At 42.9% G+C, this 20,822-nt stretch carries 18 protein-coding genes; 13 read left to right on the plus strand and 5 right to left on the minus strand.

Annotated elements, in window-relative coordinates; genetic code table 11:
* The first annotated feature begins 275 nt into the window (after positions 1–275).
* The 5 genes from AC1DYB_RS19750 (at position 276) to AC1DYB_RS19770 (ending at position 7,754) form a co-directional block, all read left to right on the plus strand.
* On the plus strand, positions 276–3,461 hold the full coding sequence (locus AC1DYB_RS19750) for a SusC/RagA family TonB-linked outer membrane protein (protein WP_477437335.1): 3,186 nt from the start codon (positions 276–278) through the stop codon (positions 3,459–3,461).
* A 13-nt stretch (positions 3,462–3,474) separates the two neighbouring features.
* A complete protein-coding gene (locus AC1DYB_RS19755; RefSeq protein WP_295720318.1) occupies positions 3,475–4,965 on the plus strand; it encodes a SusD/RagB family nutrient-binding outer membrane lipoprotein in 1,491 nt (496 codons plus the stop codon).
* Positions 4,966–5,361: 396 nt separating this feature from the next.
* A complete protein-coding gene (locus AC1DYB_RS19760) occupies positions 5,362–5,754 on the plus strand; it encodes a response regulator transcription factor (protein WP_295720321.1) in 393 nt (130 codons plus the stop codon).
* A 254-nt stretch (positions 5,755–6,008) separates the two neighbouring features.
* Positions 6,009–6,185 (plus strand): hypothetical protein, encoded by a 177-nt coding sequence (locus AC1DYB_RS19765; RefSeq protein ID WP_295720324.1) that lies wholly within the window; start codon positions 6,009–6,011, stop codon positions 6,183–6,185.
* Positions 6,186–6,890: 705 nt separating this feature from the next.
* Positions 6,891–7,754, plus strand: coding sequence for a universal stress protein (locus AC1DYB_RS19770; RefSeq protein WP_477437339.1), 864 nt, complete (start codon positions 6,891–6,893; stop codon positions 7,752–7,754).
* Between the two features lie 24 nt (positions 7,755–7,778).
* Here AC1DYB_RS19770 and AC1DYB_RS19775 read toward each other — a convergent pair whose 3' ends face one another.
* The 4 genes from AC1DYB_RS19775 to AC1DYB_RS19790 form a co-directional block, all read right to left on the minus strand.
* Complete coding sequence (locus tag AC1DYB_RS19775; RefSeq protein ID WP_477437341.1) at positions 7,779–9,230, minus strand: sensor histidine kinase; 1,452 nt, start codon at positions 9,228–9,230, stop codon at positions 7,779–7,781.
* Between the two features lie 432 nt (positions 9,231–9,662).
* Positions 9,663–12,860 (minus strand): error-prone DNA polymerase, encoded by a 3,198-nt coding sequence (locus AC1DYB_RS19780; protein WP_477437343.1) that lies wholly within the window; start codon positions 12,858–12,860, stop codon positions 9,663–9,665.
* 12 nt (positions 12,861–12,872) lie between these two features.
* Positions 12,873–14,375: a Y-family DNA polymerase gene (locus AC1DYB_RS19785; protein WP_477437345.1), complete on the minus strand. Its 1,503-nt coding sequence runs from the start codon at positions 14,373–14,375 to the stop codon at positions 12,873–12,875.
* A gap of 2 nt (positions 14,376–14,377) precedes the next feature.
* Positions 14,378–15,109 carry an ImuA family protein gene (locus AC1DYB_RS19790; RefSeq protein WP_477437347.1) on the minus strand — a complete coding sequence of 244 codons (732 nt, stop codon included), beginning with the start codon at positions 15,107–15,109 and terminating at the stop codon, positions 14,378–14,380.
* A 102-nt stretch (positions 15,110–15,211) separates the two neighbouring features.
* Between AC1DYB_RS19790 and AC1DYB_RS19795 the strand changes: the two genes are divergently transcribed.
* From AC1DYB_RS19795 to AC1DYB_RS19820, 6 genes are all read left to right on the plus strand, one after another.
* The gene (locus AC1DYB_RS19795) at positions 15,212–15,484 is read left to right on the plus strand and encodes a hypothetical protein (RefSeq protein ID WP_477437349.1); all 273 of its coding nucleotides are present in this window, start codon (positions 15,212–15,214) and stop codon (positions 15,482–15,484) included.
* Positions 15,485–15,492: 8 nt separating this feature from the next.
* Positions 15,493–16,104, plus strand: a complete 612-nt coding sequence (locus tag AC1DYB_RS19800) for an alpha-ketoglutarate-dependent dioxygenase AlkB family protein (RefSeq protein ID WP_477437351.1) — start codon at positions 15,493–15,495, stop codon at positions 16,102–16,104.
* Between the two features lie 100 nt (positions 16,105–16,204).
* Positions 16,205–16,663, plus strand: coding sequence for a hypothetical protein (locus AC1DYB_RS19805; protein WP_477437353.1), 459 nt, complete (start codon positions 16,205–16,207; stop codon positions 16,661–16,663).
* A 21-nt stretch (positions 16,664–16,684) separates the two neighbouring features.
* Positions 16,685–17,656 (plus strand): ankyrin repeat domain-containing protein, encoded by a 972-nt coding sequence (locus AC1DYB_RS19810; protein ID WP_477437355.1) that lies wholly within the window; start codon positions 16,685–16,687, stop codon positions 17,654–17,656.
* Positions 17,656–18,090, plus strand: a complete 435-nt coding sequence (locus AC1DYB_RS19815) for a VOC family protein (RefSeq protein WP_477437358.1) — start codon at positions 17,656–17,658, stop codon at positions 18,088–18,090. Before AC1DYB_RS19810 ends, AC1DYB_RS19815 begins: the two co-directional genes overlap by 1 nt.
* Positions 18,080–18,460 carry a VOC family protein gene (locus tag AC1DYB_RS19820; RefSeq protein WP_477437360.1) on the plus strand — a complete coding sequence of 127 codons (381 nt, stop codon included), beginning with the start codon at positions 18,080–18,082 and terminating at the stop codon, positions 18,458–18,460. The genes AC1DYB_RS19815 and AC1DYB_RS19820 overlap by 11 nt, the downstream gene beginning before the upstream one ends.
* Positions 18,461–18,492: 32 nt before the next feature.
* Here AC1DYB_RS19820 and AC1DYB_RS19825 read toward each other — a convergent pair whose 3' ends face one another.
* Positions 18,493–18,846: a VOC family protein gene (locus AC1DYB_RS19825; protein ID WP_477437362.1), complete on the minus strand. Its 354-nt coding sequence runs from the start codon at positions 18,844–18,846 to the stop codon at positions 18,493–18,495.
* Positions 18,847–18,988: 142 nt separating this feature from the next.
* Between AC1DYB_RS19825 and AC1DYB_RS19830 the strand changes: the two genes are divergently transcribed.
* Both AC1DYB_RS19830 and AC1DYB_RS19835 read left to right on the plus strand, forming a co-directional pair.
* The gene (locus AC1DYB_RS19830; RefSeq protein ID WP_477437364.1) at positions 18,989–19,879 is read left to right on the plus strand and encodes an NmrA family NAD(P)-binding protein; all 891 of its coding nucleotides are present in this window, start codon (positions 18,989–18,991) and stop codon (positions 19,877–19,879) included.
* An 18-nt stretch (positions 19,880–19,897) separates the two neighbouring features.
* Positions 19,898–20,815, plus strand: coding sequence for a helix-turn-helix domain-containing protein (locus AC1DYB_RS19835; protein WP_477437366.1), 918 nt, complete (start codon positions 19,898–19,900; stop codon positions 20,813–20,815).
* Positions 20,816–20,822: the final 7 nt, after the last annotated feature.

Consider the following 20,822-nt stretch of genomic DNA (forward strand, 5'->3'; position numbering starts at 1 on the left):
GGTTAGTAATTAATATTTTGACTTCTCAAGGAAAAGGGAAAATACCTCGCGTGTTTTCCCTTTTTTTTAGTTAATTAAATTAACCGTCTTTCTGTTAAGCTGAAGATTTTCGCGCAGCCGATAACGAAATAAAATATGGTTTGTTGTGTCATTTAAATAAAATAAATCGTCAAGGTTAACAAAGTATAGTCGTAGGAAATATTGCAAAATTTTATTTTGCTTTGCGCTATGTACCCGTTGTGTTTACCGGGATAACTATTAATTAATTTATTTCAATGAAAAAAGGTTTACTACTTATTTTGTGCAATTTTTTATTGGCTGCAACCCAGCTATTTGCGCAAAGCCATGCCGTTAATGGTGTGGTAACAGCTCAAGATGATGGCTTACCTCTACCGGGAGTAAGCGTAAAAGTAAAAGGAACGAACATTGGCGCCCAAACCGGTGCAGATGGCAAATACTCACTAAATGTTGCTAATAATGCAACACTTGTATTTAGCTTTATTGGGTACAGTGCCCAGGAAGTTCCTGTTGGTAACAAAAGCAATTTAAACGTAGTTCTGGTACCGGCCAGCCATGGTTTAAATGAGGTTATTGTTACCGCTTTAGGTATTTCGCGCCAGCAAAAATCATTGGGTTATGCTGCCCAGGCGGTTAAGGGTGATGATTTATCGGTAACAAAGCAATCTGACCTTAACACGGCCTTAGCCGGCAAAATTGCCGGCGTACAGGTACTTGGCGGTTCAGGAGCAAAGTTTGGCACTTCTACAATCCGTATCCGTGGCGTTAACTCCTTATCGGGCGGTAATCCCATTTATGTGGTTAATGGTGTGGTTACTGATCCAAATGCAGTAAATAATGATGATATTGAATCATTAACAGTTTTAAAGGGCCCGGCAGCTACTGCGCTATACGGTCAACGTGCGTCAGAAGGCGCGGTGGTTATCTCCCTTAAAAAAGGTGTTGATAGAGGAGTTGGCGTTTCATTTAATCAGTCAACAACCTTTGAAAAAGTTTACCAGCTTCCTGAGTACCAGAACGAATATGGTGGTGGTACAAGTTTAAACTGGAAGACTTACACTTATGATCCTGGAAACTCACCCGCATCAAATGCAAATTTTAATGGAGTTAAATATTATGATTATGGTGTTGATGAAAGCTGGGGTCCTAAACTTGATGGAACCTTGTACGCACCATGGTATTTCTGGGATCCAACTAATCCTGGCTATGGTAAATTAAAACCCTTTGTGGCTCAGCCTAACAACGTTCGTGATTTTTACCGTACAGGTGTTACTGCAAATACAAATGCAGCGTTTTCAAAAGCCAGTGATAATTATAACTTCCGGGTTTCATACACTAACATTGAACGTACAGGTATTACGCCTAACAGTGATCAAAAACGCAATAACGTTGGTTTAAATGGCGAACTTAAGTTAACAAAAAAATTAACTGTAAGCGCCAATGTAAACTTTTCACAAATCAATTCAAACAATGTTCCCCAGGAAGGTTATGGAACGCAAACAGCCGGATCATTCAGCCAGTGGTTTCACAGGGATACTGAAATTGGTCAGCTGAAAAATTACAAGAGAGCCGACGGAACGTATACATCATGGAATATTATTAGCCCTGATGATCTTTCGCCGCATTACTGGGACAATCCGTACACCGAGGCTTATGTAAATACTTCTAAGTCAAACAGCAATCGTATATACGGTAATCTTACAGCATCTTACCAGTTCACTAAAGACCTTTCTCTTTCGGTAATGGCCCGGGAAGATCTTTTGAACAGGGATGACAATTCACGAGTAGGTTCAGGTACTATCAATGTGGATTCATATTCACAAAGCCAGTATACTTATAAAGAGAATAATTATGTGGCTAATTTGAACTACAGCCACGTTTTTCATGATCTATCAGTAAAAGCTGGTTTATATGCAGAAAGTCGCCAGGATCGTTACCTGTACACCAGCGGAAATACTAACGGCGGTTTGGCTATACCCGGACTATATACTCTTGGTAACTCAATTGATGCGCCAACAGCACTTAGTTATAATGCTTTAACCCGTGTTAATAGTTATTATGGTTACACCTCATTTGGCTATAAAGACTTTTTATATCTTGATTTTAACGCCCGTAATGATAATTCATCTACGCTGCCTGTTAATAATAATTCTTACTGGTATGGTGGTCTTTCCGGCTCATTTGTTTTCTCGGAACTTTTACCTAAAAACGACATTCTTACGTTTGGTAAATTAAGATTATCAGCTGCAAAAATTGGTTCTGATGCTTCGCCGTACCAGGTTTATCAGACTTATAACTTATCTACAACTCCACACGGAGGAGATCCGATCCAAACCGTACCAAATACCCTTCCAAATGCTAACTTAAGGCCTACACTTTCTACCGCTTTTGAAATAGGTACAGAGCTGCGTTTTATAAAAGATAGGATCAGGTTTGATTTTAACTATTACACCCGCAATACCAAAGACCAGATATTGCCGTTACCAGTTAACGGAACTTCAGGTTATTCGGTTGCGGTAATTAATGCAGGTGAAATTAAAAATAACGGTATAGAAATAACATTGGGCGGCACGCCGGTAAAAACAAAAGAATTTACCTGGAATGCAGATTTCAACGTTGCGTTTAACCGTAATAAAGTAGTTTCAATATTCCCTGGCATAAACAGCTTACAGGTATCACCTGATGGTGCAGGCGGTTATGGCCTTGCTGGTGGTAACCAGGCTGCAGGTGCAAAAAGCTTTGGATTTGTTGGTTCTCCAAGCTTTGGTGTTAACGGCGTATTAGGTCAGTCTTATGGTCAAATCATTGGCTCAGGCTTCACCCGTGATACTAAAGGCAACATTGTAGTTGATCAAACTGGTATGCCTGTAGTAAACAATTCTGTTAATTTAGGTAGTATGCTGCCAAGCTATACCGGTGGTTTTACTAACTCATTTAATTATAAGGGAGTAGTAGTAGCTTTTTCTCTTGATTTTCAGAAAGGCGGAAAATTTGTTTCTGTTACTGAGCAAAACTTAAACGGATCCGGACTTGGAGCTGAAACAGTTGGAAACAATGCAAAAGGAAATCCAGTACGTAATGACGTAGCTAATGGCGGTGGTACACTGGTACAGGGCGTTCATGCAGATGGCACTCCTAATACTACCTACGTAAATACCCGTCAGTTATATGAGCAGGTATATAGCCAGATATGGGAAAAATACACATTTGATGCTTCTTATGTTAAATTAAGAGAAGTTAGTGTAGGTTATTCATTTTCTAAAAAAATGCTGGGAAGACTTCCATTCCAATCGGCTTATTTTGGCGTAACCGCGCAAAACCCCTGGTTAATTTATTCCAAAGTTAAAGGTGTTGATCCGTCACAACTGCAAACATCTTTTTATGAAGGTGGACAGTTGCCTAACACAAGAAATTTAGGCGTCAACCTTAAACTAACTTTCTAATAAGCTCAAAATCATGAAAAAAATATTCAATATAAGTAAATATATTATTGGGGCCGGTGTAGTTATCCTGTCCTCATGTAAAGTGGGGGGCGATGTAAACGTTAATCCCAACCAATCGCCAAATGCTCAAACGGGCTATATGCTAAGCAGCGCCATACAGTTTTTGGGTGGTGTAAACGGAGCTGGTGCCACAACTAATATCAATTCCTTTGCAGGCGAGTTATATTCGCAATACCTGTCTGAAACGTTTTACACCAATGAGTCATTGTTTTCATTAAAACAATACGATTATCAAAACTATTACACAGGACCATTACAGGATCTGAAAACGGTTATTACTGTAAATACAGACCCGGCGAAGAAAAGTCTGGAAACAACAACCAGGTACGGTTCAAATAATAACCAGATTGCTTCGGCACGTATACTTACCGCATTTATCTATCTGACAATGACTGACAGGTGGGGAGATATACCTTACACCCAGGCATTAAGCGGATCAGCTAATTTTTCACCGGTATTTGATGCTCAAAAGGACATTTATCCATCTTTAATGAAAGAGCTGGATGAAGCCCAAAAGCAATTCGATGACGGCCCGGCATTAACAGGTGATATTCTATTTCATGGTAACAACAATAAATGGAAACACTGGGCAAACTCATTGCATGCTATCATGGCTTTAAGGTTGTCAAAGGTAGATCCGGCAACAGGTCGTACCGAATTTGCAAAAGCAGTTGCCGGCGGGTTGATGATATCAAACGAGGATAACGTATCTTATACTTATTTGGCAGCACAAACAAACGAAAATCCATATTTTAATAACTATCGTAATCGCTATGATTATGCGGTTAGTAGTTTGGTAGTAAATACATTACAAGGTTTTAATGATCCCCGTTTACCGGTTTACGTTGCTCCAACAGTATCTAAAACCTACGTTGGCTTACCTTATGGTACCTATGGTGATAAACTTGGTGATTATAGTGCAGGTACCAGGGATAAACCGGGTAATGTATCATTAATAGGCCTGACTGTATCAAATCAGGATTCTCCAACTATCTGGACTTCCTATGCCCAGGTATTATTTACGGAGGCTGAGGCTGCTCACTTAGGTTGGATTGCTGGCGGCGATGGTGCTGCCGCTGATTTTTACAATCAGGGTATAACCGCATCTTTAACGCAGAATGGTATAAGTGCTGGTGATGCTGCAACTTACCTGGCGCAAGCTTCCATAAAGTTCTCGGCTAACACTGCTCTTGAACAAATATTACTGCAAAAATGGATCGCAGGCTTTTTAAGTAATGGCTGGGAGTCATGGGCGGAATACCGCAGAACAGGCTTGCCTAAATTGCTTGATCCTGTTCCGGGATCATTAAGCCCGGGTCAGAAAATTCCGCGCAGACAGCAATACCCGCAAACAGAGCATGATTTAAATCTGACTAATTATAATAATGTTATTTCACGTCAAGGTCCTGATGCATTGGATACCAGGGTTTGGTGGGATAAATAAGCAAATTGATATTGCATAATAAATAAAAAGGGCTGGATCAGGTAAAATTGATCCGGCCCTTTTATTTAGCAAATTAAAATTTCCTGTCGGCGAAATGAATAAAAAGAAACGATCACTTTTGCCCATATTGGGGCGGTTTTTTATAAACCTTCATTCATTGTATTTAGTAGATTAATGAGCGTTGTATTGATCGAAATTGCCCATTTAAATACTTTCATTGCCTGGTATATTACCTCGCATAATTAAAAGTTAATCTGGTTTAATTTGGAGTTATTTTTTGCCCTAATTATATACTAACCGGGCGGGCACTTCGTTTAAATTATAACTTTTATAATCTATCAACACCAATGCTATTTTACCGGTGATTCTATTGTTTATTGATAAAAAATAAAGTCTATGGAAACGATCTTGGTACAAGAGAATGATCTCGGTACTTTGGAGGCAGTCACTGAGGCCTTGCAAATGGAGGGCTTTCGGGTTTACAGTTTAACCGACTGCAATGATAACGTCCTGGACATGATCAGGCGTCATCACCCAAGGCTTGTATTGCTTGACTGCTGGCTTTTTAATCATTCGGGTAAACAGGTTTGCCAGTGGATCAAGGCACATTTCCGGCGCCTGCCAGTGGTCGCTTTAAGCTGCGATGATCAAATTGATGTACATTACCGGGAACTGGGTTTTGATGACTATCTTAAAAAACCGTTTGACCTGGATCAGCTTTACTACGTAGTTAGGAAACAGTTAACATGGCATAGGCGCAAAAAGAAATACACCGAACTGACGTTATAAATACTTGAGTCAGTTAGTCGGCCCATTTTAATGGTCATTGCCGCATTGATGATCTGTCTAATCAAAGGAAATTCCGGGGAGTATAAGATGACAATGAGTATCGAACCTGCACATGCTAATGGCAGGCTGAAAATTATCATCGCCATAAAAAAGGAAATGAATATTTTGATCAGTCAATCGAGATCAAATAAGCGGTCGCAAATCCATTCACGTTTAACCATGCACTGTTTACCAGCGCTTTAATTCTTTATACCATGTTAATAAGCAAAGATAAAAGCAAAGAAAAAGATGAAGCAAAGCCAGCAATACATCTGGCTACCGATTGGCCGCTTTGCGAAAAAGATGAACAGGCCATCGCGATAGAGCATACCAAAATACTTCAAAAGGAAGCGTTGGATAGATGGGAACGTTTAAGAACAAAGAGACACTAATTAAATTTTACCTGTTAAAATTAAAGTGCTGCGATTCAACTGTTTTATTCGCAGGTATCAAAGAAAGCCAGTGACTATTTGACTTCAACTAAATACCCGTACGGTTTTTAATGTTTAACGATCAGCATCGCTCGCGTGGTTTACATCACCAGGCTGTTTTTCTTATAAGCACCTGGGGTTTGCCCGGTAATCTTTTTAAAGATCCTTGAAAATAGGATAAATTCTCGAAGCCTGTTTCGGCTGCTATGTCATAAAAAGGCAGGTTGGTGGTAGTAAGCAGCAATTGCGCCCGCTCTATTCGTTTGGTTTGTATATTAGGTTAATGGCCGTTCTCGGGTATTTTCATAAAACAGGCGCGAAAAATAATCTGCGTTGGGGTACAGCCGCTAAACAGGTTAACTGATTTTTTGCCCGCAAGGTTCTGCATGTAGATAATATTTATAGGTCGCTATCCGTTATAAACCAAGTGATTAAGTGATAGAAATCATTTTTTTAAATTGATATAAACTGCATATTTGTATATGAAGCCAACTCGTTCTGAACAGGTGATCAATATAAAATAATGATTGCAGAACAGAAGCTTCAGAACCTATCCTGATCCATGAATACGTTGCAATAGATAATTTAAACTTACCCAGATCACTACAGTTGATGGCAGGACCCGGCTGCACAATACCAGGTGGATTTACATAAATTTTGATAATTATGAAAACGATCCTTGTTCTGACAGATTTTTCTGACAATGCTGCTCATGCAGCTCAATCCGCACTGAATCTTGCCGTAATGATCCATGCTGATGTTTTATTATTTAATGCTTATCAAACAATCCCGGTGAGCAATTATTATATCGGCGCGCCATGGGGAGGAGAGTCCCCCTCTTATTGGGAAGATCATAGCGAAAGCAACATCCAGACTTTTCAGAAACATCTGGAGCCATTGATCAACAAAGTACATCCGGAGCAATTTAAACCAGCCATTAGCACCTTATGCCGGGAAGGAAATTTAGGAGAGCTTGTAAATGAAATTGTTCAACAGAAAAACATCGGGTTGATTGTGATGGGGTCGCGATCTGACAATGCTTTTGAACACATCTTTTCGGGCAGTGATACCTATTCTGTAATTGAGCACGCCAGTTGCCCGGTTTTGATCTTAAGGGAAAAAATGGAGTTAACACAGCTTGGCAAAATAGTGTTTGCAAGCAACTTTAGCCCTGAAGATATTAAAAGCCTCCAATACCTGGTAAAACTTGGTGAACTGTTCAATACAAAGCTGGAGTTGGTGCATATCATGCCATCAGAAAGTCTCGGAACGGCAACAAACGAAGGGGAAGTAGAGTTTATGAAGCAAGTGACGGCACTAAACTATCCGTATATTACTTTTAAAAATGTTAAGGGGAAAGAGGTGGTTGAAAGGCTCAATCACTTATGTGAAGAGGAACAGGCAAATGCGCTTGCCATCATCCACCACAAACATTCATTTTTTATACGGATGTTGAAACAAAGCCTTGCCCATCAGGCACTGGATAAACAAAAAATACCTCTGCTGGTATTTCCCGCTAAAATGGATTAAACATTCAGTTTTTTTTTATACTATTTAGTTCCTGAATTCAATTATAAATGTAGTTCCCTCGCCAGGAATGCTTTCTGCTATGATGTTTCCTCCCATAGCCTCTACCTGGTTTTTAACCAGGAACAGGCCTATTCCGCGTGCGTCATCGTTGCCATGAAAGGTTTTATACATCCCAAAAAGTTTATTGCCATTTTGAACCATATCTATCCCCATACCATTGTCTTTAAATCTCAGGATGATCTGATCTTTTAACCTTTTCGCATTTATATTGATTTTTAGCGACTTTTCGGGGTTGCGGTATTTGATGGCGTTGGTCAATAAATTAAGCAGGATACTTTCCAGGTAAGCAGGATCAAATTCAAATTCAATTTCTGGCGATACTTCAATAGAAAGCTTTGCCGCTGCAGCTTTTAATGATCCGGACAAGACTCCTGTTGTTTTTTCAATTTCTTTAGCAAGATTTAGCATTTTCAGCCTGTGTTTACCACTGGCATGTACGTCAACAACCTCATTCAAATGCACAAGTGTATCCTGCAAATTAACCGCGTTTATACCAAGCATCCCGATCAGGCTATCTCTTTCGGCGGTGTCTTCTTCGCTCAAAATCATTTCTGTCAACATCTGTATATTACCGGCATGTGACCGCAGGTTATGTGATACTATATGTGCGAAATTTAACAAGCGGCTGTTCTGCGCGCTAATGATTTCCATTGCCCGGCTTCGTTCCATTTCCATCCTCTTATGGTCTGTAATGTCTTTAATCTGTGAAACAAAGTACAGTGGCTTTCCCTGCTGATCGCGGGCCAAAGTAACATTTAAAGAGACCCATATAATACCGCCATCAATATGAAAATAACGCTTATCCATTTGATATGCAGTGATCTTGCCATCTAATAGCTGATACATTTGTTGCAAATCAATATCCAGGTCATCCGGATGCGTGATGTCCTGGAAAGTTAGCTTTAATAAAATTCGCTCATTATAGCCCAAAATCTGGCACAACATTTTATTAACCCTAATCCATTCTCCCTTTGTAGATACAAGGGCCATCCCGATGGGGGCGTAATCAAATGCCTGGTGAAATTGTTCTTCCTGTTCTGCCAGTTTACTCACCAGGTTAACCTGCGTTGTGATATCCTCTATAGAGCCATACATGACAGTACATTTGCCGTCCTCGAAATCGGCCTTTATTCTAACCTTAACCCATTTAACGTTTCCTTTTGCAGTAGTCAGTTTTAATTCGACCACTTCAGGATTTTCTGTTTTTATGGCATCATCCATTAATTGCCTAATGGCGTCAGTATCTTCGTAAAATTCTATTGCCTTTTCAAGGCTGGGAGAAAAATCTTGGTCTACTTCATGAATGTCCCGAACAACGGCGTTCCAATAAATTTCACCTTTGGCCAGGTTCACTTCCCATATACCCAAATGAGCTATGGGGATAACTTTTTGGTAGAGTTCGAGTTTAGTTTGCATGTAAAGTAAAGATGAGCTTGCGTAAGCTACAATGGAAAAATGTATATGTTATATATTAAAAATTAGGTGTTGTTGACTATGCAAAGGTTATGAATCTATTTAACGAAAGGTAATCAAGTCTACTTGTTAATAAAGTCTTTGCAATATTCTTTTTATTCGTAATTCTAATTTTTAACGTTTGATTTGTATCCATGCTTATAAAATAACCTTGATGCCCACATCAAGCACTCGGGTACTTCCTGTTGATCCTTCATCTTACAAAGCTAACAATTAAATAGACGAGCCTAAACTGATCTAATCATTGAATTTTAATAACACTTAATTCTTTTTGTGTAGCAGCTTTCAGGTGTTTGTAGTTTTAAAAATTGAATTGCCAAATGATAATTGTTTACAAAGATCAGGTCGGGCATTAATTCAATAAATAAAAACTAATCATCTAAAATTCCTGCCTTTGTAAAAGACATCTTGAGCAGACTGGTCGCGTTTTTGGGGTGCGGGTGCAGTTGTTTCGTCGGATCGGGATAGGGGGACTAACGGTAGATCATCATTATCGGCGTTGGTCAGGCCGTTCAGTAATTTATTGAGGTTGAAGCAGCGCCGGACAACCACATGTACTACTTCGCCCTCCACCTGCAATTTGCCTTCCACCATAAGTAAACGGGACTGCAGGATCTCCTTGCGGTATTTGTCAAAGACTTTTTCCCACACAACAAGGTTAGAAAAACCGGTTTCATCCTTTATGGTGATAAACAGCACTCCTTTGGCTGTGCCGGGGCGCTGACGGACGGTGATCATCCCGGCAACTTTGATAGGATCGCCATTTTTCATCGTTTTTATTTCCCCGGTAGGTGTTACGCGCAGAAGGTCAAGCTGACCCCGTACAAAACTTACGGGATGTGCTTTGAGTGATAGCCCCGTGGTAGCGAAATCATGCACAACATGCTCGGCTTGGGTCATGAATGGCAGACTGATCTGTGTTTCGAGCGCGCTTTCGGATGGCTGCCCGGTAAATAACCCAATTGGCTTGTCATTGAGTGCGGGCACTTCCCACAAAGCCTCACGGCGATCCAGCCCTAAAGAACGAAAGGCATCCGCGTCGGCCAGGTTTTCGATAGCGGCTTGTGGTATACCCGCATCACTCAATTGGTGGATACTGGTATAGCCGCTACTTCGCCCGGCAACAAGGGATTGCATCTCCTCTTCATTTAATCCCTTTACCTGGCGGAAGCCTAACCGTAAGGCAAAAAATTTACCCGCTTTTTCTTCCAATATATTATCCCATTGGGAGTGGTTGATATCCACCGGTCGCACCTCTACGCCGTGATTGCGGGCATCATCCACAATCTCTGCCGGTTGATAGAATCCCATGGGCTGGCTATTGAGCAAGGCCGCCGCAAAAACATCCGGGTGATGCCATTTAAGCCAGCAGGAAATATAAACCAGGTGGGCAAACGAAGCGGCATGGCTTTCCGGGAAACCGTAGCTGCCAAAACCTTCCAACTGTTTAAATATTCGCTCTGCAAATTCCTTGTCGTAGTTTTTGGCCACCATGCCATCCACCAGTTTTTTGCGATGCTGGCTCACCAAACCTTTAGCTTTAAAAGTCGCCATGCTTCGCCGCAGATGATCGGCTTCTGCTGGTGTAAAGCCTGCCGCCTCAATAGCGATCTCCATAGCCTGTTCCTGGAACAGTGGCACGCCAAGTGTCCGGCTCAATATTCTTTCGAGTTCTTTGGATGGATATACTATGGGGTCTATGCCGTCGCGCCTGCGCAAATAAGGATGTACCATGTCGCCCTGTATTGGACCTGGCCGCACGATAGCCACCTCGATCACCAGGTCATAAAAACATCTCGGTTTTAACCGGGGCAGCATAGACATTTGTGCACGACTCTCGATCTGGAAGACGCCAAGCGTATCGGCATGACAGATCATATCATAAACGGCCGGGTCGTCCTGTGGCACATTCTCCAGTGTAAGGTCAAGGTTGTAATGATTCTTGCACAGTACAAACGCCTTTCTTATACAGGTCAGCATTCCTAAAGCCAGTACATCCACTTTCAAAATTCCGAGCGCCTCCAGGTCATCCTTGTTCCATTCCAGTTGTGTACGGTCTTCCATGCGGGCGTTCAGAACAGGACAGATATCAGAAAGCTTGCATTGCATGATCACAAACCCGCCTGTGTGCTGCCCTAACTGGCGTGGGAAACCCATCAACTGTTCGGTCAGCTCCAAAACTTTGTGTAAGTGCGGGTCATCCGGGTTTAGTCCCTGTTCAATGATCCGCTGCCGGTCAAAAGCCTCTTCTGAAAAATCCCAGATTGCACCGGATAAGCGTTTGATCGTATCTTCTGATAGGCCCATTGCTTTACCCACATCGCGGATCGCGCCTTTATGCCGTTCCTGGGTCACTGTGGCTACAATGGCCGCGTGTTCCCGGCCATAGGTTTCATAAATCCATTGTATAATCTCTTCCCGGCGTTCATGTTCAAAATCCACGTCAACATCAGGCCATTCGTCTCGTGCGTCAGACATAAAACGGGAAAACAGCAGCCGGGATTTGGTAGGATTTACCGGCGTGATTCCCAAACAAAAACAAACCGTGCAATTGGCTGCCGAACCGCGTCCCTGGTGCAGGATATTCAGTTGCTCGGCTTTTTGGGTGTATTCATAAATCCGAAGGAAATAAGGAGCCAGCTTCCGTCTCTCAAAAAATGCCAGCTCAAAATCAACTTGTTCCGTAATTTTTTCCGGGATGTCATCACCAAATATTTTTCGGGCGCCTTCCATTGTATGCGCCCGCAGGTGTTCATCTGAAGTACGGCCATCCGGGCTCACCCATTCCGGTTCGAGGTATTTTAAAGTATCCAGTGAGAAGGTACAGGCATCGGCAATCTCCTGGGTACGCGCGATAGCATCAGGATACTGGCGAAACAAACGCTCCAGTTCATCAAGAGGTTTCAGGTAACGCTCGGCATTGGCATGCAGGCGGAATCCCGCGTTATTGATAGTGCATTTTTCCCGTACGCAGGTCTGTATATCCTGTAATTCCCGGCGTGCCGATTCGTGATAGTGTACATCATTAGTGGCTACCATAGGAACAGCCAATTGTGATAACCTGTAAAAGCGCTTGGCATCATCGCCACTATAGGAGCGGCTTACAGCAAGGTAAAGGTCTGCACCAAAAACAACCTTATATTCAGCAAGGTCAGCTTTAAAAGTATCGTCAAAATCAAACTTCCGGTTCAGCCTTATGGGCGGTACAGCTATAAATTTTATACCCTGGGCATGAGCATAAACATCTTTTTTATAAAGTTCGCACTTGCCTTTTTCAGTACGTAGGTTGCCCAATGTCAATAAAGCGCATAACCTGCCCCAGGCCGTAATATTTGTAGGGTATGCTAACAGGCTGGGGCCGTCCAGCAGGTCGAGACGGCAGGCAGGAATAAAACCTATACCTTTCAGCTTTGCGGCCTGGTGCGCGCGTACAACTCCCGCCACACTGTTTCGGTCAGTAATCGCGATTTTGGTATAGCCCAGATCAGCCGCATGTTCTACCAGTTCATCGGGATGCGAACCACCGCGCATAAATGTAAAATTGCTGGTTACCTGTAATTCTGCGTACCTCATATAAGATGTTATTTAAGCAAAAAATCCGTGGATATACCATTGTGATCCCTCATCCGAATAATGGCCCGAGCGAAACAGCCAGTAGCGGCGGCCTTCCTGGTCTTCTACCACATAATAATCGCGATGCGGCCCAGCGTCCAGCCACCATTCGCGTTCTATGCGTTCAGCATCATCGGCTTTTTTGATCGTATGCCGCTCGCCTTTATAAATAAACAGCATGGGGGGATTATCGGGCAGCAACGCGGTCACTTCTATCTTCTCGGGCCGTGGCAACAACAGCGAGGGCCTTGGTCGCCCGGTTCGCCAGGTAGTTGTTGGTTGTTCTGCAAGTGAACCGGCTTTTTTAATGGATTGTTCTGGCCAGTAACGTTCCTGCGGCAGGTAGCGGCGGATGTTGCCAGCGCCAACTTTATTGGCCAGCCTGTCGAGCAGTTCTGCTAAACTGGTATCAGCAAGGCCGCAACCCTCTGGCGACCACAGGATCTCCTGATCGGGCGATACTTCCTCCACTTTTGGTGCCTCCAGGGTAAACAGTTCAATACCCAGATCCGGCTCAATCAGGGGTATTTTTAATTCAAACAATTTGAATAGATGATTGATGCTATGCGAAGCCCGGTTGGTGCCAATAGTGGCATCTACGATTTTACCATCCAGGCGATAGCATTTCAAAATGGCTGTCCGCAAGCCTTTGCCTTCCGCCTGTAGTCGTTTGCAGAGGTTGCCCAACAGTGTTTTAATACCCAGTTCTATTGCTGTTGCAGTGCGAACCGGCTCCAGGCATGGCAGGCGTTCATTATAAGGTTCTGCCGGGTGCAATACTTGTAAGGATTCGTTCTCGTTACCAAGGGCCTGGTCCAAACGAAGCAGGAAATTATCCCCAAAACGGCGGCGGAGTGCTGAACGTTTTAGGTTTATAAAACTTTTGATCGTATAAAAGCCAAGTTTTTGCAGCCGTTCCAGGATAAGCGGTTCCAGGCGCAATGCAGCCGGTGGTAGGGGTAATAAAGCATTCGCCTGATCGCCCGGTTCAATGATCGGTTTTATCCGCCCAAAACGTGCCACGGCCCAGGCTGTTCCAGCCGTATCAGCCATCGCGCCACGAACGTCATAGCCTTTGCTTCTGATGCGGTTTATGATTTCCTTGAGGTAAGCCCGTTCGCCACCCCACAAGTGTGCACAGCCCGAAATATCTAAAATTAAGCCCTGGGGCAAGTCAACCGAAATCAACGGCGAATAACGGATACACCATTCACCGGCCTGTTTGAGTATTTTGGCAGACTGGCCAGGCTGTGCATCGAAAACCTGCAGGCCCGGTATGGCCGCTTTCGCATCTGCCGCCGCCATACCTATAGTGATGCCCTGTACTTCTGCTAAACTATTAGCCGCTGTAACCACCATGCGGTTACGTTCGGACGCTACCAGGATAAAGGGCACATCTTTCAGTTCCGGCTGCCGAATCGTCAGCCAGTCCGTCGTCAAATGACGAAACCATAGGGAAAGAAAGCGGCTTTGCATGATTATATGGCTTTTCGTTCCGGTAATTCATTCAGCATAATATCTTCGTCAACCGGCACAAAGTGTCCGTCAACCCATTCCAACTTCCAACTGCCCGGATTGCCATTACGCACCCGCAACAATTCTACCTGCCATCTCGGAAAGCCTACACCCGGCAATTCTTCTTCCACCGTACTTGGCAATGGTGTGATCTGCCAGCGGGCAACACAGGTAGTTGTACCCAATTTACGCGGATCATTGCGTAGCAGAAAACCTGTAACTTTGCTGCTTTCTACCGCCAGCTGCAAACGGCGGGATTGGGCAAAACTTATTTCCCTGACTTCGGCAATAACTGCTGCCAGGCCTTCGCATTTCAATGCTTCTTCCATGGCCCAGAGTACATCTTTTTCGCGCTGAACATCAACAAAGATTAACCGGTCTGGCTGCACTTCAAAATCATCAAGGGAGGGAGGGAACAATTTTCTTGTGGTACTGATCCACAGGCATGCGCCTCCTTTTTGCATCAGGAAAGCCAGTAAGCCCGACATCAGTCCGCTGGTTGCGGCCGCCTGTTCCGGCGTTGGGCAAACCATTTCGTGGATATTACCTACAGGGAAAACGCCATTGGGAAATGCCGATTCCAATGGTCCCAGGCCAATGCCACCAGGTTTATCCGCTACAGGCGGAACAAAACCCTGCCATCGCAAAATATCTTTTTGCAAACGGTTGATCATATCCTTTTGGGTTTCCTGCATGTTTTTTACATCTTATTCGCCTGAAATTCCTGCGGACTACAAAGTTAATACTAAAAATATTAGCATTTTATTTATATTTGAAAAAAGTTTACAACCGTTAAAATGATTACGCATAACTATCTGACCAGGGAGGCCAAAGCCTTTGTAAAGCGCAAAAGCGGCCCTGATGAAGTCGTACGGGTAGTGCCCGATCCGACGTATAAAAAAGCGGCCCAATGTTATCAGCTGTATACCGCTTTTGAAGAAAGGCCTGATGACCTCGGCTGCATTTTATTTGACGCACAGGGTTTCTGGATCTATGATGGCGATATACTATCTATCGCGGAACAGGAACAGGTTGCGGATTTTATTATCAATTATGTAGAAAGAATTTAAGGAGAAGGATGATGGAGCAATTGTGTTTTTTTCCCGAAGAGGGGCAAAGTAAGGGATTGCCAAAGGAGCTGCTGGAGTATATGCCTGCTTTGTTTGGTGAAGAACAAAGCAATTCTTTATTAAGTAAGTTTATTGCAGCAACTCCCTGGCAACAGCGGATACAGAAAATTTACGACAAAGAAGTTATTACACCAAGACTGACTGCCTGGTATGGCGATCCGGAAGTATATGACTATGCATCGCTTACTCAAACCAAACCCAATCTGTGGACACCTGAATTGCTGATGCTCAAAGCTAAGATTGAGCCCCTGGCAGGCATTAAATTTAATAGTGTTCTGCTCAATTATTACCGCGACGGCAATGATTCTGTGACCTGGCATAGTGACCGTGAGAGTGTTTTAGGCAACAACCCGGTTATAGCCTCGGTTAGTTTTGGGCAGGTGCGCAGTTTTGATATTCGGAACAAAGTCAACCATGGTGAAAAATATTCGGTTCGGCTGGAGCATGGCTCGTTTCTGCTGATGAAAGCAGGTTTGCAGGAACATTGGGAACACCGTATTGCCAAGTCCATTAAACCTATGAAGGCGCGGGTTAACCTTACTTTCCGGACGGTTATATAATTCTGTAAAAAATACTGTGAAGCGCGGGTGTGAGAATCCGCCGATACGTATTTTTTCCTGAAATTTTATTTTAGGTGATTTAAATCCTAAATTTAAATGTATGAAAGCCATCACCTGTTTGCTGCTGCTGATTACCTGTTTTTACGGGGAGGTACCGAAAATATCGGTTACCCATGCGGGAAAGGTATTGGGTCAAACTGTGCGTTTGACCGACAGCTCCAGCGAGGAGAAAAGTGGTGTATTCAAACAGCGGTATACATATATGGGCATTACCGATACGGTATCGCATTTATATTATCTGTCGGCCAAATATCCGGCGATATCAGCTGCACAAAATGCTTATGCCGGTATTGTTGCCGGTAATATTGGTATGCCCGGACTAGAAAAAATAACCGGCTTGGGTGACGACGCTTTTTTTTATACCGATAAGCAGCATTTTTACCTTATCATTTTCAGAAAAAAGAACCAGTTGATTACCTTGAAGGTCAATAAGCTAACCAGCAAAACATCTGCACCGGAGCTCCGGAAATTGGCCGCAAAACTGGAACATAATTTATGAAGATCTCAAAATGCGGAAACCATGATAAGACCTCATGAAATGAGCCTGGGATTGCCCATGGAAGTTGCCAATAAGGTGTTGTCCACAACAGACAAGGTATGGGAAATTCTAATGGCCAGTCATGATGGTGACCTGGAAGGGGTGAAGCAAATGGTCGGCGAATGTCCGGAACTGATCTATGCGCAGTATAATTATACTCCGCCAATCCACTTTGCCGTTCGCGAAGGACATGTAGCTATCGTTAGTTATTTACTGGATAATGGTGCGCACGATCCAGCCTATAGGGCGTATCCCTTTCGGGAGAGTCTTGAAACCATTGCGGCAGACCGCGGCCATGACGATACTGCCCGGTTATTGCAAGAATATGCGGCTCATCCCGGGCGTCATAAGTATAAGAGTGATAACGGGAAAATATTTTTTAACCGAACAAAACTCCAGCTGGAATTTCAAAAAGCAGTAGATCAAAGCGATCTTATAAAAACAGCGGTAATTTTAAAAGATCATCCTGAATTCGCACTTGATGAAACCTATTTCTGGGGCGAAGGCATCCTTACTTTTGCGGCTAAAACCAATAACCGGTCAATGGCCGATCTGTTGATGTCTTATCGTGCAAAAGTGCCTGATATTTTGAAGTGGACGCAGAAATACTATTTTGAACGACTGGAAGGGGCAACCTATATGATGGAAAAAGGGATGAACCCCAATACCATGAGCTGGCATCATGTTACCATTTTACATGACATGGCGCAAAATGGGGATATTGCTAAAGCGAAGTTGTTGATTGATCATGGCGCGGACCTCAATGCGATTGAAGAGGAATACCAGTCAACACCTTTAGGGATGGCTGCCCGCTGGGGACGCCTGGACATGGTGAATTATTTACTGGAACAGGGTGCAGACCCCGGGTATTCCGGTGCTGATTGGTCGATGCCCTTAGCCTGGGCGATGAGGAAAGGCCATGCGGCAATTGAAGAACGATTAAAGAATTTATAATGGAAACTAACCCGCAAAACATCCGGCTGGCAGTGCCTTTTTTTATGGTGGCCGATATGGAGGTTTCTCTGCGGTTTTACCGGGATGGCCTGGGCTTTAAGCTTACCAATGAATGGACACCAAGGGGGAAAATTGAATGGTGCTGGCTGCAGCGCGATGCAGTATCCATTATGCTGCAGGAGCCGCGCAAGAGAAATGCAGATCAGTTAGCGCCACCAGGTGGGGGCGTAACGATTTCTTATCAATGCGCCGATGCACTGGTCTTATATCATGAGTTTAAGGAAAAAGGCTTAAGCATCTCAGAGCCTTTTGTGGGGAATGGCATGTGGGTGGTAGGGTTGAAAGACCCGGACGGTTACCGGCTGGAATTTGAAAGCCGTACCGATGTTTTGGAAGAAACCAAATATAGCGAATGGAAAAAAGATGAAAATTGAATCTGTTATACCTGTACTTTACTCAGATGATGTAACGCGCAGCCTGGCCTATTATACCGAAGTGCTGGGATTTGAAGAAAAATGGACCTGGGATGATCCACCTACATTTGGCGGAGTGTTAATTGGTGATACAACGATTTTCTTTTGTAAAGGCGATCAGGGACATCCCGGAACCTGGCTTTGTTTGAACGTGGACAATGTGGACGAATATTACCAGGCCATCAAAGCCAAAGGCGCGCTGATTTTAAGTGAACCGGACACCAAGCTCTGGTTCATGCGCGAAATGTTGGTAAAAGATCCCGATGGCCATATTCTGCGTATCGGGCATAATACGAATTGTGAACCGGAAGAGGATCAAACCAATAATTAATAGAAAAGATTATATTTATTGTGTAATCACCGTTATTGTTCAACAAAATGCCAGCAAACCCCGGCAATATCAATGATATTAACCTCCATGCCGTAGGGCTGCTGTATGATCTGCCCGATACGGATACCGTACTTTTGAGGTAGTTCTTTTTCAAGAACGCTTTTTCTGAATTCTTCAACACTGCTGACTTTCACGCTGAGCATGAAATTTTGTGCAAATTCAACGTTATCAAATTTCTGAAGCACGAACCTGCATTCATCTCGCTGAAAGCCAACGTAACTGTCCACTTCCCAGTTAATATGAAAGCCCAATTCCTGGAAAAATTCCCGTGAGCCTTCAAAGTTGCTGCCTGAAGGCACAAATGGTTCGAGTGATAAAAACTTCATTTGCTGTTTTTTATCTAAAATATATATTCTGCTACAAAATACCCAACCCCGATCAAAACAGTTTCGACTACAACAACAGTAGATATGGCTACATCTGTTGTTTTGCTATGGCGCAACTTTGTAATATTAAAAAAAACAGAAAATGAAAATTATAGTAACAGGCTCGTTAGGACACATCAGCAAACCACTGACAACAGCGTTAGTGCAAAAAGGACATATAGTTACTGTTATCAGCAGTAATCCTGAAAAACAGAAAGATATCGAAGCATTAGGCGCTGCCGCAGCCATCGGCTCATTGGAAGACGTTAATTTTCTTACGGCAACTTTTGAAGGCGCAGATGCTGTGTACACGATGGTACCACCGGCTAATTACTTCGATCAAAATCTTGACGTAACAGCATATTGTCACAGAATCGGCAACAACTATGCTGAGGCTCTCCAGGCTTCGGGCGTAAAGCGTGTGGTGCATCTTAGTAGCGTTGGTGCTCATTTAATTAAGAATTCAGGTATCATTCTTGCTCATCATGATGTAGAGGTTACCCTGAATAAGCTCACTGATGTTGCCATCACGTACATGCGCCCCGTTGGTTTCTATTACAATTTATACAGCTTTGTAGCTATGATAAAAAAAGACGGCGTTATTGCAGCAAATTATGGTGCAGATGACGAATTAATATGGGTTTCGCCAATAGATATTGCTGCTGCGATTGCTGAAGAATTTGAAACACCACCTGCCAGCAGAAAAGTGCTGTATGTGGCCAGCGATGAACTTACCGGTAACGAAACAGCAAGTATCTTAGGCGAGGCTATGGGTAAGCCAGATTTGAAATGGGTAATTATTACCGATGAACAAATGCAACATGGTTTAGAAACGGCCGGAATGCAGCCAGCTATTGCTGCCGGTTTGGTTGAAATGTATGCAAGCCAGCATAACGGTGTATTAACAGCCGATTATTACCGTAATAAACCGGCAGTTATGGGTAAAGTAAAGCTCACTGATTTTGCAAAAGAATTTGCTGTCGCATTTAAATAAAAACAGGTATATTGAAGTATGGCAAACATCCAACCTCATCGGTTTAAAACGATAAGTGAATTTCACAAGTTTAGGGAATTGCCTAAGCCAGAGCATCCGTTAATCAGCGTAATAAATTTAGAATCGGTTAAGCAGGTGCCGGCCAATGAAACAAGTTTAGTTAAGGATTTTTATTCCATTGCCCTTAAACGGAATTTTAATGCCAAAATGAAATATGGTCAGCAGGAATATGATTTTGATGAAGGTATCATGTTCTTTATATCACCCGGCCAGGTTTTTAGAATTGAGGTGGAGAAGGATTCAACATTCAAACAATCGGGATGGATGTTATTGCTTCATCCCGATTTTTTGTGGAATACGCCTTTGGCCAAAACCATAAAGCAATACGAATATTTCGACTATTCGGTAAACGAAGCCTTGTTTCTTTCAGAGAAAGAAGAAACAACAATTGCGGGTATTATGCAAAACATCCAGGAGGAGTATCATTCAAACATTGATAAATTTAGCCAGTACATCATCATTGCTCAATTGGAATTGTTATTTAATTATGCCGACCGGTTTTATCATCGCCAGTTTATAACAAGAAAAATCGCCAACCATAATATCCTGAATCGGTTGGAATATATTCTTGCCGGATATTTCAACAGCGATACATTAATAAAAAAAGGATTGCCGACGGTTCAATATATTGCCGACACATTAAATGTATCGCCCGGTTATTTGAGTGGATTGCTTAAGACATTAACTGGCCAGAGTACCCAACAACACATACACGATAAACTGATAGAGAAAGCAAAGGAAAAACTATCTGTTACAGGTTTATCAGTAAGTGAAATCGCCTACGAATTAGGTTTTGAACATCCGCAGTCGTTCAGTAAATTATTCAAGACAAAAACTAACCTATCGCCTTTGGAATTCAGAAACACTTTTAACTAATCTTTCT

Source organism: Mucilaginibacter sp. P2_A4 (genome assembly GCF_056405015.1).

Coding starts and splice junctions, on each gene's coding strand:
- AC1DYB_RS19810 (WP_477437355.1), top strand. CDS start 16,685: ATGATAAGACCTCATGAAATGAGCCTGGGATTGCCCATGGAAGTTGCC.
- AC1DYB_RS19795 (WP_477437349.1), top strand. CDS start 15,212: ATGATTACGCATAACTATCTGACCAGGGAGGCCAAAGCCTTTGTAAAG.
- AC1DYB_RS19780 (WP_477437343.1), bottom strand. CDS start 12,860: ATGAGGTACGCAGAATTACAGGTAACCAGCAATTTTACATTTATGCGC.
- AC1DYB_RS19830 (WP_477437364.1), top strand. CDS start 18,989: ATGAAAATTATAGTAACAGGCTCGTTAGGACACATCAGCAAACCACTG.
- AC1DYB_RS19815 (WP_477437358.1), top strand. CDS start 17,656: ATGGAAACTAACCCGCAAAACATCCGGCTGGCAGTGCCTTTTTTTATG.
- AC1DYB_RS19820 (WP_477437360.1), top strand. CDS start 18,080: ATGAAAATTGAATCTGTTATACCTGTACTTTACTCAGATGATGTAACG.
- AC1DYB_RS19765 (WP_295720324.1), top strand. CDS start 6,009: ATGTTAATAAGCAAAGATAAAAGCAAAGAAAAAGATGAAGCAAAGCCA.
- AC1DYB_RS19805 (WP_477437353.1), top strand. CDS start 16,205: ATGAAAGCCATCACCTGTTTGCTGCTGCTGATTACCTGTTTTTACGGG.
- AC1DYB_RS19760 (WP_295720321.1), top strand. CDS start 5,362: ATGGAAACGATCTTGGTACAAGAGAATGATCTCGGTACTTTGGAGGCA.
- AC1DYB_RS19785 (WP_477437345.1), bottom strand. CDS start 14,375: ATGCAAAGCCGCTTTCTTTCCCTATGGTTTCGTCATTTGACGACGGAC.
- AC1DYB_RS19755 (WP_295720318.1), top strand. CDS start 3,475: ATGAAAAAAATATTCAATATAAGTAAATATATTATTGGGGCCGGTGTA.
- AC1DYB_RS19775 (WP_477437341.1), bottom strand. CDS start 9,230: ATGCAAACTAAACTCGAACTCTACCAAAAAGTTATCCCCATAGCTCAT.
- AC1DYB_RS19835 (WP_477437366.1), top strand. CDS start 19,898: ATGGCAAACATCCAACCTCATCGGTTTAAAACGATAAGTGAATTTCAC.
- AC1DYB_RS19825 (WP_477437362.1), bottom strand. CDS start 18,846: ATGAAGTTTTTATCACTCGAACCATTTGTGCCTTCAGGCAGCAACTTT.
- AC1DYB_RS19800 (WP_477437351.1), top strand. CDS start 15,493: ATGATGGAGCAATTGTGTTTTTTTCCCGAAGAGGGGCAAAGTAAGGGA.
- AC1DYB_RS19770 (WP_477437339.1), top strand. CDS start 6,891: ATGAAAACGATCCTTGTTCTGACAGATTTTTCTGACAATGCTGCTCAT.
- AC1DYB_RS19790 (WP_477437347.1), bottom strand. CDS start 15,109: ATGCAGGAAACCCAAAAGGATATGATCAACCGTTTGCAAAAAGATATT.
- AC1DYB_RS19750 (WP_477437335.1), top strand. CDS start 276: ATGAAAAAAGGTTTACTACTTATTTTGTGCAATTTTTTATTGGCTGCA.